The sequence below is a fragment of the Corynebacterium argentoratense DSM 44202 genome (assembly GCF_000590555.1).
Lineage (GTDB): Bacteria > Actinomycetota > Actinomycetes > Mycobacteriales > Mycobacteriaceae > Corynebacterium > Corynebacterium argentoratense.
In genome coordinates this window covers 1,319,291-1,332,023 of the sequence record NC_022198.1, presented here as the reverse complement: position 1 = coordinate 1,332,023, position 12,733 = coordinate 1,319,291, and the positions used below count along the sequence as shown (strand labels likewise).

Sequence of the window (12,733 nt, the reverse complement as noted above, 5' to 3'; positions counted from 1 at the left end):
GATAACTGCCACTTGGTACCAGTCGCCAACGTAGCTGTCGATGGTACGTATACCGAAGCTATTCGCCAGGGCCTTTCAATTTGATGACGGTGAACTCACCTTCGCGTAGATGAGCCCGCAAATCCTTCTTGTCGAACTTGCCGACGGAGGTCTTGTCGATCGCCTTAACAAAGGTCCAATATTCGGGCAGCATCCAGCGCGGAAGCTTGGGTCTTAGTGCATCGCGCAAGGCTTCGGCAGTATCTGTCGTGGGCGGGACTCCACTGTGCAGCACTGTGACCGCCAAGGGTCGCTCGCCCCACTTATCATCGGGGAAACCAATGACAGCGGCCTCCACAACCTCCGGCGCCTCCATGACAAGGTTTTCGATCTGAACGGAGTAAATCCATTCACCTCCAGAACGAATGACGTCGCGGGCGCGATCTTCGATGGTTAAGAAACCGTCTTTAGTCACCGACCCAACATCGCCGGTACGCAACCACCCGTCAGCTGTGAACTTCGACGCGGCGTCATTAACATCTTTTCCACGGAAAGTATGCGCGGGGCCGCCATCGTCGCTGGTGGGGGAGTGATAGTAGCTGCCAGTTACCCAGTTGCCGCGCACCTGAATTTCGCCTTGATTGCGGTCGGTGCCGGTGACCACCGCGCCGTCATTAACCACGCGGTATTCCAAGGATGCAGGGAAACGGCCTTGGCTAATTCGATAATTCCAGCGGGTTTCCCCAGATACCCCATACGGTGGGCGAGCCACGGTGCCAATGGGGGAAGTTTCCGTCATACCCCACACGTGAATGACGTCCACGCCGTAGTGCTCCTCCCACAACTTGATCAGAATCGGCGGGGCAGGGGAACCGCCGACGAAAATCTCGGTCAAGCTCATCCGCTCGGGCGGATTATTCAAGTAGTGCACCATCAGAGAAATCCACAGCGTAGGCACACCATTAGCCACCCGAGGATGGGTAGCAGCAATCAATTTCGCCAATGACGCCGGCTGCAGGTCGCTGCCCGGGAACACTAGAGGCGCCCCAGACATGAATGCCGCCACCGGAACGCCCCAGCTCAGGACGTGATAGATCGGCACGCAACATAGAAAAGGAACGCCGTGCGACACGGCGAAGGAATCGGTGGTCCGCAAGCTCAAAGAGTGCAGGTACATACTGCGGTGTGAATAGGCCACGCCCTTCGGTGCGCCAGTGGTGCCAGTGGAATAACACAACGCGGCGGCGGTAGTTTCCTCAAGCTCCGGCCAGGGGTAGGTGGTCGGTCGGCCATCGATTAAAACCTCGTAGGAATACACGTCGACCTGCTCAGGCATAACCTGCTCGGCAGCCTCGAAACCTTCTACGCCTGTGATGACGACGCTACGAACGCCTGGGCAGTGCTCGAGCAAAGGTGCCAATTGGTGAGCTAAGTGGGCGTCGGTGATGATTACCCGGTCCTCGGCATGGTTGATGATGTGGATGATCTGGTCATCCATCAACTGCTTATTCAGCGGATTAAATACGGCCCCCATGCAGCTGACAGCGAACAATGCTTCGACGTGTTCCGAACAATTTGGCAACAAGGTGCCGACGCGCTGATCACCGGTAATGCCGAGTTCGTCACGCAAAGCGTGAGCAAGTGCACTGGCGCGGGCCCCAATTTGTGCGAAGGTAGTGTGCTCGGTGCCGCCGGCGCCTTCACCCACCCACGTGGTCACAGGGGTATCGCCGTGAATCACACGCCCATATTCCAGAATGCGGGACACGTTGAGGGGGCGGTCTTGCATTGTGCTGCGCATGCACTCACTTTAGCGTGTTGATGCGGCGTCTCGTCGGGGTGTGCGCTATTATGGTGGCAGCCTGCGGGCGCGTGGGGTGAAAGGCGTGAGTACCCCACTGGGCCACATAAGATTGTTGGCCGCGGCTCGTAGAGAATTCACATCGCAGAACACCACCCATTAAAAACCGTTTCCACCGTGGAGTTTGCATCCTCCCTTCGTGGTTTTGTGTGTCTGCCGTATGCGGCGCATCGAGCGTCGCCCCAGGAAAGGACTTTCGTGACCGAAAAGGACACCACCCAAGACTTGTCTGCACTGCGTATCCCCGAGCTGCGCTCGTTGGCACAGTCAATGGGTATCCGTGGTTTGTCGGGCCTGCGCAAGGGGGAGCTGATCGACAAGATCAACGCAGCCGGAGGGGGCGCCGGAGCTAAAGAAGCTGCAGCTGAGGCGAAAAACACTAAGGAAGACTCGTCTCAGAACACTAAAGAAGAGACTGAGGCCCGCGAGGCTCGGGAAGCGCGCGAGGCTCACTACGAATCCCGCGCAGCAGCACGTCGTGCTCGCCGTAATCGGGCCCGCCAGAAAAATAGCGACAACGGTGACTCCAGCACCGATGAGCAGCGTCAGGAGCGTAACGAGCGCCCCGAAAACAGCAATGAGCGCAACGACCGCGGCGGCGAGCGCAATGACCGTAACGACCGCAACGGCGACCGCAGCGATCGCAACGATCGTGGTGACCGTAACGACCGCTCGGAACGTGGCAATCGCCGCAACCGGCGCAACCGCCGCGATCGCGACAACCGTGATAACCGCGATAACCGTGACGACAACGTGGCTCCGGAAGATCTTCAACCGGTGGCCGGCATCCTCGACATCGTCGATTCCAACGTCGCTTTCGTGCGCACTACCGGCTACCACGCTTCCAGCGCAGATGTGTTTGTGTCTAACCAGATGATCCGCCGCCTCGGCCTACGCCGCGGTGATGCAATCGTCGGTCAGGTCAAGATGCGTGAGCAGACCAATGTCGGCAACGGCCGCAACCGCCAGAAGTACAACTCGCTTATGCGAGTCGACACCATCAATGGTTTGAGTGTCGACGACGCACGTCAGCGTCCGGATTTCTCCAAGCTGACCCCGCTGTACCCGAACCAGCGTCTGCGTTTGGAAACTGATCCGAAGATCCTGACCACCCGCGTCATTGATCTGATTATGCCGATCGGTAAAGGTCAGCGTGCTTTGATCGTTTCTCCGCCGAAGGCCGGTAAGACGACTATTCTTCAGAACATCGCCAACGCGATCGCGACCAACAACCCTGAGTGCTACTTGATGGTTGTCCTGGTAGACGAGCGTCCTGAAGAAGTCACCGACATGCAGCGCAGCGTTAAGGGCGAAGTTATCGCGTCGACCTTCGACCGTCCGCCAAGCGAGCACACCACCGTCGCCGAGCTTGCGATCGAGCGTGCCAAGCGCCTGGTTGAGCAGGGGCAAGACGTCGTCGTTCTTCTCGACTCGATTACCCGTCTGGGTCGTGCGTACAACAACAGTTCCCCGGCATCCGGTCGTATCCTGTCCGGTGGTGTGGACTCCAACGCCTTGTACCCGCCGAAGCGATTCCTTGGCGCAGCCCGCAACATTGAAAATGGCGGCTCCTTGACCATCATCGCGACTGCGATGGTCGAAACCGGTTCCGCCGGTGACACTGTGATCTTTGAGGAGTTCAAGGGTACTGGTAACGCGGAACTGAAACTGGACCGCAAGATCTCCGAGCGTCGCGTGTTCCCGGCTGTGGACGTCAACCCCTCCGGTACCCGCAAGGACGAGCTGCTTTTGGGACCCGATGAGGCACGTTTGATGCACAAGCTGCGCCGCATCCTGTCCGCATTGGATAACCAGCAGGCGATTGATTTGTTGATCAAGCAGCTGAAGAAGACGAAGAACAACGCTGAGTTCATGATGCAGCTTGCATCTTCGGCGCCTCTTGCTGCCGCTGAGGACGAGGAGAACTAGGCTATGGCTTCCGCATCTGGGCACCAGGTGTCGGCAGTTGACGACATCCTTGCCGAATACCAAGGGTTGGAAGCGCAACTCGCTGACCCCGAACTGCATAATGACGCCGCGGCTGCGCGCCGTGTCGGCAAACGCTACTCTGAGCTCCAACCGATCATCAAGGTGCACACTGAACTAGAGCGTGTGCGTGATGACCTGGGTGCTGCCAATGAAATGGCGCACGAGGACTCCGAATTTGCCGCCGAGGCTGAGCGTTTGGCTGGTGAAGAGGTGGCCCTCGAGGAAAAACTCGCTGACCTTCTGGCGCCTCGTGACCCGCACGATGGTGACGACGTCGTCATGGAAATCAAGTCCGGCGCGGGTGGCGAGGAAGCTGCCCTGTTCGCTGGCGAGCTGGCGCGGATGTACCAGCGTTACGCTGAGCGTCACGGATTTACTACCGAGGTTCTGGGCGTTAACGAGTCCGACCTTGGTGGTGTCAAAGACATGACTATGACCATTCGATCCAAGCAGCCGTCTCGTGATGGTGCGTGGAGCGTATTTAAGTTCGAGGGCGGGGTGCACCGTGTGCAGCGTGTGCCCGTCACCGAGTCCCAGGGCCGCATTCAAACCTCGGCTGCCGGCGTGCTGGTCTATCCAGAACCCGATGAGGTCGCAGAAGTCGAAATTGACGACAAAGACATCCGCGTCGACGTGTACCGTTCTTCTGGCAAAGGCGGCCAGGGCGTCAACACCACTGACTCGGCGGTGCGTATTACCCACTTGCCGACTGGCATTGTCGTGACCTGTCAAAAGGAACGTTCGCAGATTCAGAACAAGGCACGCGCTATGCAGGTGTTGGCTGCGCGTTTGCAGCAGTTGGCCGAGGAAGAAGCCGACGCCGAAGCAGCCGCTGGTCGCGCTGCCCAGATCCGCACCATGGATCGTTCGGAGCGCATTCGCACCTACAACTGGCCCGAAAACCGTGTCAGTGACCACCGCATTGGTTACAAGGCCAATAACCTTGATTCAGTCCTCAACGGTGACCTAGAAGATCTGTTTACTGCTTTGCAGGCAGCAGATCGAGCAGCTCGCCTTGAGGCCGAATAATCCGGCGTTGATCGTGTTTCGGTCGGTGTTTTAAATGGCGACTCTAGCGCAGCTTGTGCGCGGTGCCGAGGCCACTCTGGCGACTGCTGGGGTGGCCTCGCCACGTTCCGATGCCCAAGTATTGGCGGAGCACTGTTGCGGTGTTCCAGCCCTGCAGACCGGCTTCAGCGACTTGGTTCCATCGGAGTCTCAGCAACAATGTTTTGACGCCGCGTTGCGTCGGCGTGCAGCAAGGGAACCCCTGCAGCACATCGTGGGGTCCGCGCCATTTGGACCGCTGGATTTGGCCGTGGGCCCGGGTGTATTCGTACCCCGGCCAGAAACCGAAGTCCTTGCGGATTGGGCGGTTCGCCACCTTGCCAGTAATCCGTCACCACGACCAGTGGTGGTCGACTTGTGCTCCGGGTCCGGCGCACTCGCCGCCTATATTGCGACCCAGTCGGACCTTCAACCGACGGTCTACGCGGTCGAATTGTCACGGGATGCGCTCGAATACACACGCAGAAATACCTGTGATTATGGCGTCGAAGTGGTGCAGTCGGATGTGTGCGCGCCAATACAACAGCTTGAACATCTGGCGGGTCGTGTTGATCTGATTGTCGCCAACCCACCGTATGTTCCTGTAGGCAGTGAGGTCGACGTGGAAACAGGGTGGGACCCGGCGTCAGCAGTGTTTTCAGGTGAAGACGGAATGACTGTCATTCGTGGGATGCTTCCCCAGGTGGTGCGCCTGCTGAAGCCTGGTGGATGGGTGGGCATCGAGCACGATGACACAACGAGCGAGCTGGTGTGCCAGGCCTGCGCGGATGCCGGGCTGGTCGATATCGCGGCGCTTGAAGATTTCACAGGCCGGCGGCGCTTCGTCGTCGCGCAAAAGGTAGCATAAGAGACCATGAGCCAGACCTACGATTGCTCCATTTCCGGGGCACAATCTGATGCAGCTGAACGCGCTAGGGGAATCAACACTGCAGCCAGTGCTGTTGAAGACGGCCGCTTGGTGGTCTTGCCGACAGATACTCTCTACGGCATTGGCTGCGACGCATTCAATCCTGACGCCGTGCGCAAACTGCTTGCAGCGAAAGGAAGAGGCCCCGACATGCCGGTGCCTGTGCTCGTAGGCAGCTGGGACACGATCGCTGGACTAGTGCAGTTCTATACTCCGCAGGCACAAACCCTGGTGCGTGCTTGCTGGCCTGGCGGCTTAAGCATTGTCATGCCTCAAGCTCCAAGTCTGCCGTGGGATCTCGGCAACACCTATGGATCTGTGATGCTACGGATGCCGGCACACCCCGTGGCTATCGAATTGCTGCAAAAAACTGGGCCGATGGCAGTATCCAGTGCCAACATTTCAGGTCAGCCTCCAGCAACGACCTGCCAGGAAGCCAAAGACCAATTGGGTGAATCCGTAGCTGTCTACCTCGATGGCGGTACCTGTGCCCAGCGCACTCCGTCGACGATCATTGACCTCACTGACAGGCAACCGAAAATTCTGCGTGAAGGTGCGGTGCCGGCCGAGCATCTCAGCGAGATCCTAGGCGTGGAGCTGTAAATGGGTGTCGGCGGCGTGGGGGTTCCCCTGCGCGAACTTGGCTTGGTTGCCCTGATGGCATGCGCGATCACTTTCCTATGTACGGGCGTGATTCGTGTGTTGGTGGTGCGTTCCGGGCATCTGTCGGAGATCAGGGAACGCGACGTACACACTGTCCCCAAGCCCCGCTTGGGTGGTGTGGCCATGTACTCCGGGTTTTTGGCAGCAGTATTCCTTGCGGCACAGCTGCCCGCGCTTACGAGGGGATTTAAGCCTTTTACCCCAGAGATGAACGCAGTGGTGTGGGCGGGTTTCGTCATCGTGATCGTTGGGGTGATCGATGATCTCTACGACATTGACGCGTTGACCAAACTCATAGGTCAGCTCTTCGGTGCTGTCTTGATGTCCATTATGGGATTGTCATGGACCCTGCTGTATCTTCCCATAGGGGAGGGCACCACACTTGTGCTTGACCATGTCCAGTCCACAGTATTGACGGCGGTGTTCGCTGTCACTCTGATTAATGCGATCAACTTCGTCGACGGGCTCGATGGGCTAGCAGCGGGCTTAGGGATGATCTCTGGTCTTTCCCTGCTCTTGTTCTCGCTAACGATCTTGCACGACCAAGGCGGCACGGTGTCCGCTTACCCACCCGCCATCATCTCCGCAGCCCTAGTGGGAATGTGCGCGGGTTTCCTTCCGCACAATTTCGAGCCTTCCCGAATCTTCATGGGGGACAGTGGCTCGATGCTTATCGGCCTGTTGCTTGCCGCGGCATCGACATCAGTGAGCGGAAAAATAAACATGTCCTTGTACGGTGCAGCGGACATGATTGGTGTGATGTCGCCGGTGGTCGTAGTGATCGCCGCGTTCTTCGTCCCATTGCTTGATCTGATCATGGCAATTATCCGGCGAGTAAAGAGCGGCCAATCGCCTTTTACCGCAGACAAAATGCATTTGCATCACCGACTGCTAGGTCTAGGCCACAGTCATCGGCGAGTTGTTCTCGTTATGTACGCGTGGGTGGCGGTCGTGAGCATTGGGGCCGTGACATTCACCGCCATTCCGCCCGTGGTTGCGATAGGTTTGTGCGCCGCCGGGCTTATAGCTGCGGCCGTATTTACCCTCCAACCGATCCTGCAGCGTCGATCCCGCAAAGGTATACAATCTTCCCATGCACGCCAATGAACAACCTGAGAGCACTTTCGACGACTACCAGCGCCCCTTCCGTCAAGCTTTGCGCCTGTCCCTCGCTGGACTAGCTGTAGTTGCGGTCGTCTGCTGCCTTGTCTTTGGTCTTTCTGTCGGGGGAGCGGGTATCTGGGGTGCGTTGCTTGGCGTCGCTGTCGGTGGGGCATTTGCGCTCTTAACTGTTGCGAGCATGCTGTTTACGGCAAATCAAACTCCGGCGGTGCTCGGCGCGATCGTTTTGGGGGGTTGGTTGCTTAAGCTAGTGCTCCTCATGATCGTTCTCGCGGTGCTGCGTAACTACGAGTTTTATGACAAATGGGCACTGTTCCTGACCGTGTGTCTGGTCGTTGTAGTTTCCCTCGGGGCTGAAGTATGGGGCGTGCTGAAGACCTCAGTGACCTACGTTCAGCTGGAGCAACAGTAGAGCCTGTTTAAGGAGACACAGGATCGGGGGGGGGGACACCCCTGCACCCCCGAAGCGGTAGTTCGGCCCCGCTGTGACCGACCTTACAGCAGCTCGTTGATGCAGGTAAATGATACTTTTTCGGGTGTTGGAAATAGTCTCAAACCGCCTAAATATGCGGGGTTGGGGATATGCCCTTAATGGCTGATAACCTACTAGACGGGTCTTAATCTTCGGCCTCACGACCTGTGTCACAAAGCAGAAGCTGAGGATGAAGAATGAGCGCTCCACTGGGCCGTTGCGATGATGTGCGACGGAGTCCGTATCGGCCCATGAAGTTTTTCAGACGTCCATCGCACCGCACAGTGTGGTTACTGTGCGGCCCGAACACGGGAGAGAACGCTGAGCGTTACAACACTGGCCATGAAGGGTGAGTTCCACTCACCCAACCTGGATCATGAATTTTTCCCGGGGTTTATGAAGAACGGTGAACCGCACAATCTGCTGTTCTCTGACTTCGCCAATGGCTACTTCGCCATCGACCGTCTGATGTTCGTCCGCCTGCTGATGACCTTGCTGCTGGTGGTGTTCTTTGCCATCGCCATGCGCAAGCCAAAGCTGGTGCCCCACGGGCTGCAAAATGTCGCGGAAACCTTCCTCGACTTCTGTCGAGTCCACATTGCTGAAGAGATCCTCGGTAAGAAGGAGGGGCGTCGGTTCTTGCCGGTCATCGCCACCATCTTCTTTGCCGTTCTGGCCAGCAATGCCCCCTCGGTCATCCCCATGCTGAACGTGTCGCCCAACGCTCGTATCGGTATGCCGCTAGTGATGGCAATCGTTGCATACATTGCCTTCATCTACGCGGGCGCTAAGCGCTACGGGTTCTTCAAATTCATGAAGTCCTCCCTAGTCATCCCGAACCTGCCTTTGCCGCTTCACATCTTGGTGGTCCCGATCGAGTTCTTCTCGACGTTTATCATGCGCCCGGTCACTCTGACCTTGCGTCTGATGGCCAACATGCTCGCCGGTCACATCATTCTCGTCCTGCTGTTCTCTGCCACAAACTTTTTCTTCTGGCAGATGAGCGGTTGGACTGTTGTGTCCGGCCTGACCTTGGCTGCGGCGATTGCCTTCACGCTCTTCGAGCTGCTGGTGATCTTCCTGCAGGCATACATCTTTGCCCTGCTTGCGGCGGTCTACATTGATCTGTCGCTGCACGCCGACGAACACTAGAAGGCTCCACGCCTCTAGCCAGGCACAAACCCCATAACGTAAAAACCAAAACCGCCCGAGAACAATCCCGGGCACTAGAAAGGGAACGGAAACCCAAATGAACGAGATCCTTCTCGCTGCTAATGACGCTGCTGCTGTCGCTGACTACCGCGCTGTTGGCTACGGCCTCGCCACCATCGGCCCCGGCCTCGGCATCGGCATCCTCGTAGGCAAGGCCCTCGAAGGCATGGCACGTCAGCCTGAGATGGCTGGCCAGCTGCGTACCACCATGTTCCTGGGTATCGCATTCGTTGAGGCACTTGCCCTTCTGGGCCTCGTTGCCGGCTTCCTCTTCGCTTAATCGCGAACCGACACGAAAGCATTGATGCACCATGACGAACGTCATTAACTATCTGGCAGAGGGGTCGGCTGAAAAGCTCCCCCTCGAGCACGGCAACAACCTGTTGCTGCCCATGCCGTACGACCTCGTCTGGTCCGCTGTTGCGTTTGCCGTCATTATTTTCCTCTTCTGGAAGTTCGTACTTCCGAAGTACTCCGAGGTTCTGGCAGAGCGCGAAGACACCATCAGCAGCGGTATCCAGAACGCCGCAGAAGCTGAGGCTAAGGCTGCCGCAGCGCGTGAAGAATACAACGCGCAGCTTGCTGAAGCACGTGCCGAGGCTGCTCAGATCCGCGAAGAAGCCCGCGACAAGGGCAAGGAAATCATCGCGGAGAAGACAGCTGAAGCTACTGCCGAATACAACCGTATTGTCGCTTCGGGCGAGAAGCAGCTCCAGGCACAGCGCGAGCAGGTTATCACCGAGCTCCGCCGTGACATGGGGCAGACCTCGATCAGCCTCGCGGAACTTCTTCTTGGACAGCAACTGTCCGAGAACGTCACCCGCTCCGGCACGATCGACAGCTTCCTGAACGAACTCGACACCGTCGCACCGGCAGGAAAGTAGGCGAATATGCACGCAGCGAGCCGCGAAGCACTCGACGTTTGCTACAAGGACCTTGACGCACGTTGCGCAAGCCTTGATTCACTCGTCGCAGTTGCAGCACAAACCGGTACGGAGCTCTTCGACGCTGTTGATGTACTCGACAGCGATCGCAGCCTGCGAGTGGCAGTGGCTGATAATTCCAGCCCCGCCGATCGCCGCTCCGGATTGGTTCAGGCAGTTTTCGGTGGCAAGGTGTCCCAGTTGACACTGGACATCCTCGCTCACGCTGCGGCCCAGAATTGGTCCACCCCGCGCGAAATGCGCGTAGGCATTGTTGCAGTAGGTAGGCGCGCACTGCTGACATCGGCTAAGGCCGGCGGTCAGCTTAACCAGGTTGAAGACGAGCTCTTCCGCCTCGGTCGCATCCTTGATGGTCAGCCGCAGCTCACATCGCTGCTGGCCGACAAGACAGCCTCTGCTCAAGCTAAGCGCTCCCTGCTCGCGCAGGTCCTCTACGGCAAAGTAACTGCCGTCACCGAGGTACTGGCGCTGCAGGTTATTGGACGCCCGGAAAGCAATCCGATCGACGACATGTCGGCACTCGCGGCTAATGCAGCCGCTCTTCAGGACAAGAGCATCGCTTTTGTTCGCGCCGCTAGCGATCTTTCGGATGAGCAAAAAGCTGCACTGGCAGACAAATTGGGCCGCATTTACGGTCGTGCGATGTCCATCCACTCTGAGGTCGATACCAGCCTCCTCGGTGGAGCGGTCATCCGCGTTGGTGACGAAGTGATCGATGGAAGCCTGTCAGGCAAAATCGACAAGCTGCGTAGCAACTTGGTCTAACACCTAGTCACCGACACGATTCGAAGAACATTTATTACATGCTGGAAGAAACAACCGAGAGCAGGAAGAACATGGCGGAGCTGACGATCTCCTCCGATGAGATCCGTAGCGCGATTGCGAACTACACCTCGAGCTACTCCCCGGAGGCCTCCCGTGAGGAGGTCGGCGTGGTCATTTCGGCAGCTGACGGTATTGCCCAGGTTTCGGGCCTACCGTCGGTCATGGCGAATGAGCTGCTCGAGTTCCCCGGCGGCGTCATCGGCGTCGCACAGAACCTCGACACCGACAAGATCGGCGTTGTGGTTCTGGGTAACTACGAGACTCTTAAAGAGGGCGACGAAGTAAGGCGGACCGGTGAGGTCCTATCCATTCCGGTTGGGGATGCATTCCTCGGCCGCGTAATCAACCCCCTGGGCCAGCCTATCGACGGCCTGGGAGCTATCGACGCTGAAACTGACCGCGTCCTGGAACTGCAGGCACCGTCCGTGCTGCAGCGCCAGCCCGTGGAAGAGCCGTTGCAGACTGGCATCAAGGCCATCGACGCAATGACTCCGATCGGCCGCGGCCAGCGCCAGCTGATCATCGGTGACCGTAAGACCGGTAAGACCGCGGTCTGCTTGGACACCATCCTTAACCAGAAGGCCAATTGGGAGTCCGGTGACGCTACGAAGCAGGTTCGCTGCATCTACGTCGCAATCGGCCAGAAGGGCTCCACCATCGCAGCCGTTCGCAAGACCCTTGAAGAGCACGGCGCTCTGGAGTACACCACCATCGTGGCTGCTCCTGCATCTGATTCCGCCGGCTTCAAGTGGCTCGCACCCTTCGCAGGCGCTGCGCTGGGTCAGCACTGGATGTACCAGGGCAAGCACGTCCTGGTCATCTATGATGATCTGACCAAGCAGGCGGAAGCATACCGTGCGATCTCCTTGCTGCTGCGTCGTCCGCCGGGCCGCGAAGCATACCCCGGTGACGTGTTCTACCTGCACTCCCGTCTCCTCGAGCGTGCCGCAAAGCTCTCTGACGACATGGGCGCAGGCTCGATGACCGCACTGCCGATCATCGAAACCAAGGCAAACGACGTGTCTGCCTTCATTCCGACCAACGTCATCTCCATTACCGACGGCCAGGTCTTCCTCGAATCCGACCTGTTCAACCAGGGTGTCCGCCCGGCTATCAACGTCGGTGTGTCCGTCTCCCGTGTCGGTGGCGCTGCCCAGACCAAGGGCATGAAGAAGGTTTCCGGTAGCTTGCGTCTCGACCTCGCTGCCTTCCGTGACCTCGAAGCCTTCGCTGCCTTCGCATCTGACCTCGACCCCGCGTCGAAGGCCCAGCTGCAGCGTGGCCAGCGTCTCGTCGAGCTGCTCAAGCAGCCCGAGAACACCCCGATGTCCGTCGAGGATCAGATGGTCTCCATCTACCTCGCGGGCGAAGGCGAAATGGACACCGTACCGGTCGAAGACATTCGCCGTTTCGAGAAGGAACTCCACGAGTACCTCCACGCAAACGCAGCTGGTGTCTACGAGCAGATCGCCGGCGGCCAGGCATTCACTCCTGAATCCCAGGCTGAGCTGAAGAGCGCCGCTGACGCGTTCAAGCGAGTCTTCGTAACCTCCGACGGCACCCCCGTTGTGAAAGAACCTGAGGTTGACCCGCTTGCTGAAGGCGAGCTGAAGAAGAACCAAATCACGGTTTCCCGTAAGACGAACAAGAAGTAGGGCTTGGTGACAAGCACTATGACCGTCCAAGGAAAA

12 protein-coding genes are annotated in these 12,733 nt (G+C 58.2%); 11 read left to right on the top strand and 1 reads right to left on the bottom strand.

Annotation, left to right across the window (positions count from 1 at the left end; all coding sequences use genetic code 11):
- Positions 1-58 precede the first annotated feature (58 nt).
- The gene (locus CARG_RS06295; protein WP_020976574.1) at positions 59-1,780 is read right to left on the bottom strand and encodes a long-chain fatty-acid--CoA ligase; all 1,722 of its coding nucleotides are present in this window, start codon (positions 1,778-1,780) and stop codon (positions 59-61) included.
- A 258-nt stretch (positions 1,781-2,038) separates the two neighbouring features.
- On the opposite strand from CARG_RS06295, the gene rho reads away from it, so the two are divergent.
- The 11 genes from rho to atpA all read left to right on the top strand — a co-directional run bounded on the left by rho (position 2,039) and on the right by atpA (position 12,697).
- The gene (rho, locus tag CARG_RS06290) at positions 2,039-3,769 is read left to right on the top strand and encodes a transcription termination factor Rho (RefSeq protein ID WP_020976573.1); all 1,731 of its coding nucleotides are present in this window, start codon (positions 2,039-2,041) and stop codon (positions 3,767-3,769) included.
- A gap of 3 nt (positions 3,770-3,772) precedes the next feature.
- Entirely contained in the window at positions 3,773-4,858 is a 1,086-nt protein-coding gene (gene prfA, locus CARG_RS06285) for a peptide chain release factor 1 (protein WP_020976572.1), read from the top strand.
- A gap of 34 nt (positions 4,859-4,892) precedes the next feature.
- Entirely contained in the window at positions 4,893-5,744 is an 852-nt protein-coding gene (locus tag CARG_RS06280; protein ID WP_020976571.1) for a N5-glutamine methyltransferase family protein, read from the top strand.
- A gap of 6 nt (positions 5,745-5,750) precedes the next feature.
- Positions 5,751-6,407 carry an L-threonylcarbamoyladenylate synthase gene (locus CARG_RS06275; protein ID WP_020976570.1) on the top strand — a complete coding sequence of 219 codons (657 nt, stop codon included), beginning with the start codon at positions 5,751-5,753 and terminating at the stop codon, positions 6,405-6,407.
- Positions 6,408-7,574, top strand: coding sequence for an MraY family glycosyltransferase (locus CARG_RS06270; protein ID WP_020976569.1), 1,167 nt, complete (start codon positions 6,408-6,410; stop codon positions 7,572-7,574).
- Complete coding sequence (locus CARG_RS06265) at positions 7,561-8,001, top strand: hypothetical protein (RefSeq protein ID WP_020976568.1); 441 nt, start codon at positions 7,561-7,563, stop codon at positions 7,999-8,001. Before CARG_RS06270 ends, CARG_RS06265 begins: the two co-directional genes overlap by 14 nt.
- A gap of 402 nt (positions 8,002-8,403) precedes the next feature.
- On the top strand, positions 8,404-9,213 hold the full coding sequence (atpB, locus tag CARG_RS06260; RefSeq protein WP_020976567.1) for a F0F1 ATP synthase subunit A: 810 nt from the start codon (positions 8,404-8,406) through the stop codon (positions 9,211-9,213).
- 97 nt (positions 9,214-9,310) lie between these two features.
- A complete protein-coding gene (locus CARG_RS06255; protein ID WP_020976566.1) occupies positions 9,311-9,553 on the top strand; it encodes an ATP synthase F0 subunit C in 243 nt (80 codons plus the stop codon).
- A gap of 31 nt (positions 9,554-9,584) precedes the next feature.
- Positions 9,585-10,157, top strand: a complete 573-nt coding sequence (locus CARG_RS06250; protein ID WP_020976565.1) for a F0F1 ATP synthase subunit B — start codon at positions 9,585-9,587, stop codon at positions 10,155-10,157.
- A 6-nt stretch (positions 10,158-10,163) separates the two neighbouring features.
- Positions 10,164-10,982 (top strand): F0F1 ATP synthase subunit delta, encoded by an 819-nt coding sequence (locus tag CARG_RS06245; RefSeq protein WP_020976564.1) that lies wholly within the window; start codon positions 10,164-10,166, stop codon positions 10,980-10,982.
- Positions 10,983-11,053: 71 nt separating this feature from the next.
- The gene (atpA, locus tag CARG_RS06240; protein WP_041747596.1) at positions 11,054-12,697 is read left to right on the top strand and encodes a F0F1 ATP synthase subunit alpha; all 1,644 of its coding nucleotides are present in this window, start codon (positions 11,054-11,056) and stop codon (positions 12,695-12,697) included.
- Positions 12,698-12,733: the final 36 nt, after the last annotated feature.

Excerpts from the sequence above, each read along its gene's own strand:
- CARG_RS06295 (WP_020976574.1), bottom strand. The coding sequence starts at position 1,780 with ATGCGCAGCACAATGCAAGACCGCCCCCTCAACGTGTCCCGCATTCTG.
- CARG_RS06280 (WP_020976571.1), top strand. The coding sequence starts at position 4,893 with ATGGCGACTCTAGCGCAGCTTGTGCGCGGTGCCGAGGCCACTCTGGCG.
- CARG_RS06245 (WP_020976564.1), top strand. The coding sequence starts at position 10,164 with ATGCACGCAGCGAGCCGCGAAGCACTCGACGTTTGCTACAAGGACCTT.
- CARG_RS06250 (WP_020976565.1), top strand. The coding sequence starts at position 9,585 with ATGACGAACGTCATTAACTATCTGGCAGAGGGGTCGGCTGAAAAGCTC.
- CARG_RS06275 (WP_020976570.1), top strand. The coding sequence starts at position 5,751 with ATGAGCCAGACCTACGATTGCTCCATTTCCGGGGCACAATCTGATGCA.
- atpA (WP_041747596.1), top strand. The coding sequence starts at position 11,054 with ATGGCGGAGCTGACGATCTCCTCCGATGAGATCCGTAGCGCGATTGCG.
- atpB (WP_020976567.1), top strand. The coding sequence starts at position 8,404 with ATGAAGGGTGAGTTCCACTCACCCAACCTGGATCATGAATTTTTCCCG.
- CARG_RS06270 (WP_020976569.1), top strand. The coding sequence starts at position 6,408 with ATGGGTGTCGGCGGCGTGGGGGTTCCCCTGCGCGAACTTGGCTTGGTT.
- CARG_RS06265 (WP_020976568.1), top strand. The coding sequence starts at position 7,561 with ATGCACGCCAATGAACAACCTGAGAGCACTTTCGACGACTACCAGCGC.
- CARG_RS06255 (WP_020976566.1), top strand. The coding sequence starts at position 9,311 with ATGAACGAGATCCTTCTCGCTGCTAATGACGCTGCTGCTGTCGCTGAC.
- prfA (WP_020976572.1), top strand. The coding sequence starts at position 3,773 with ATGGCTTCCGCATCTGGGCACCAGGTGTCGGCAGTTGACGACATCCTT.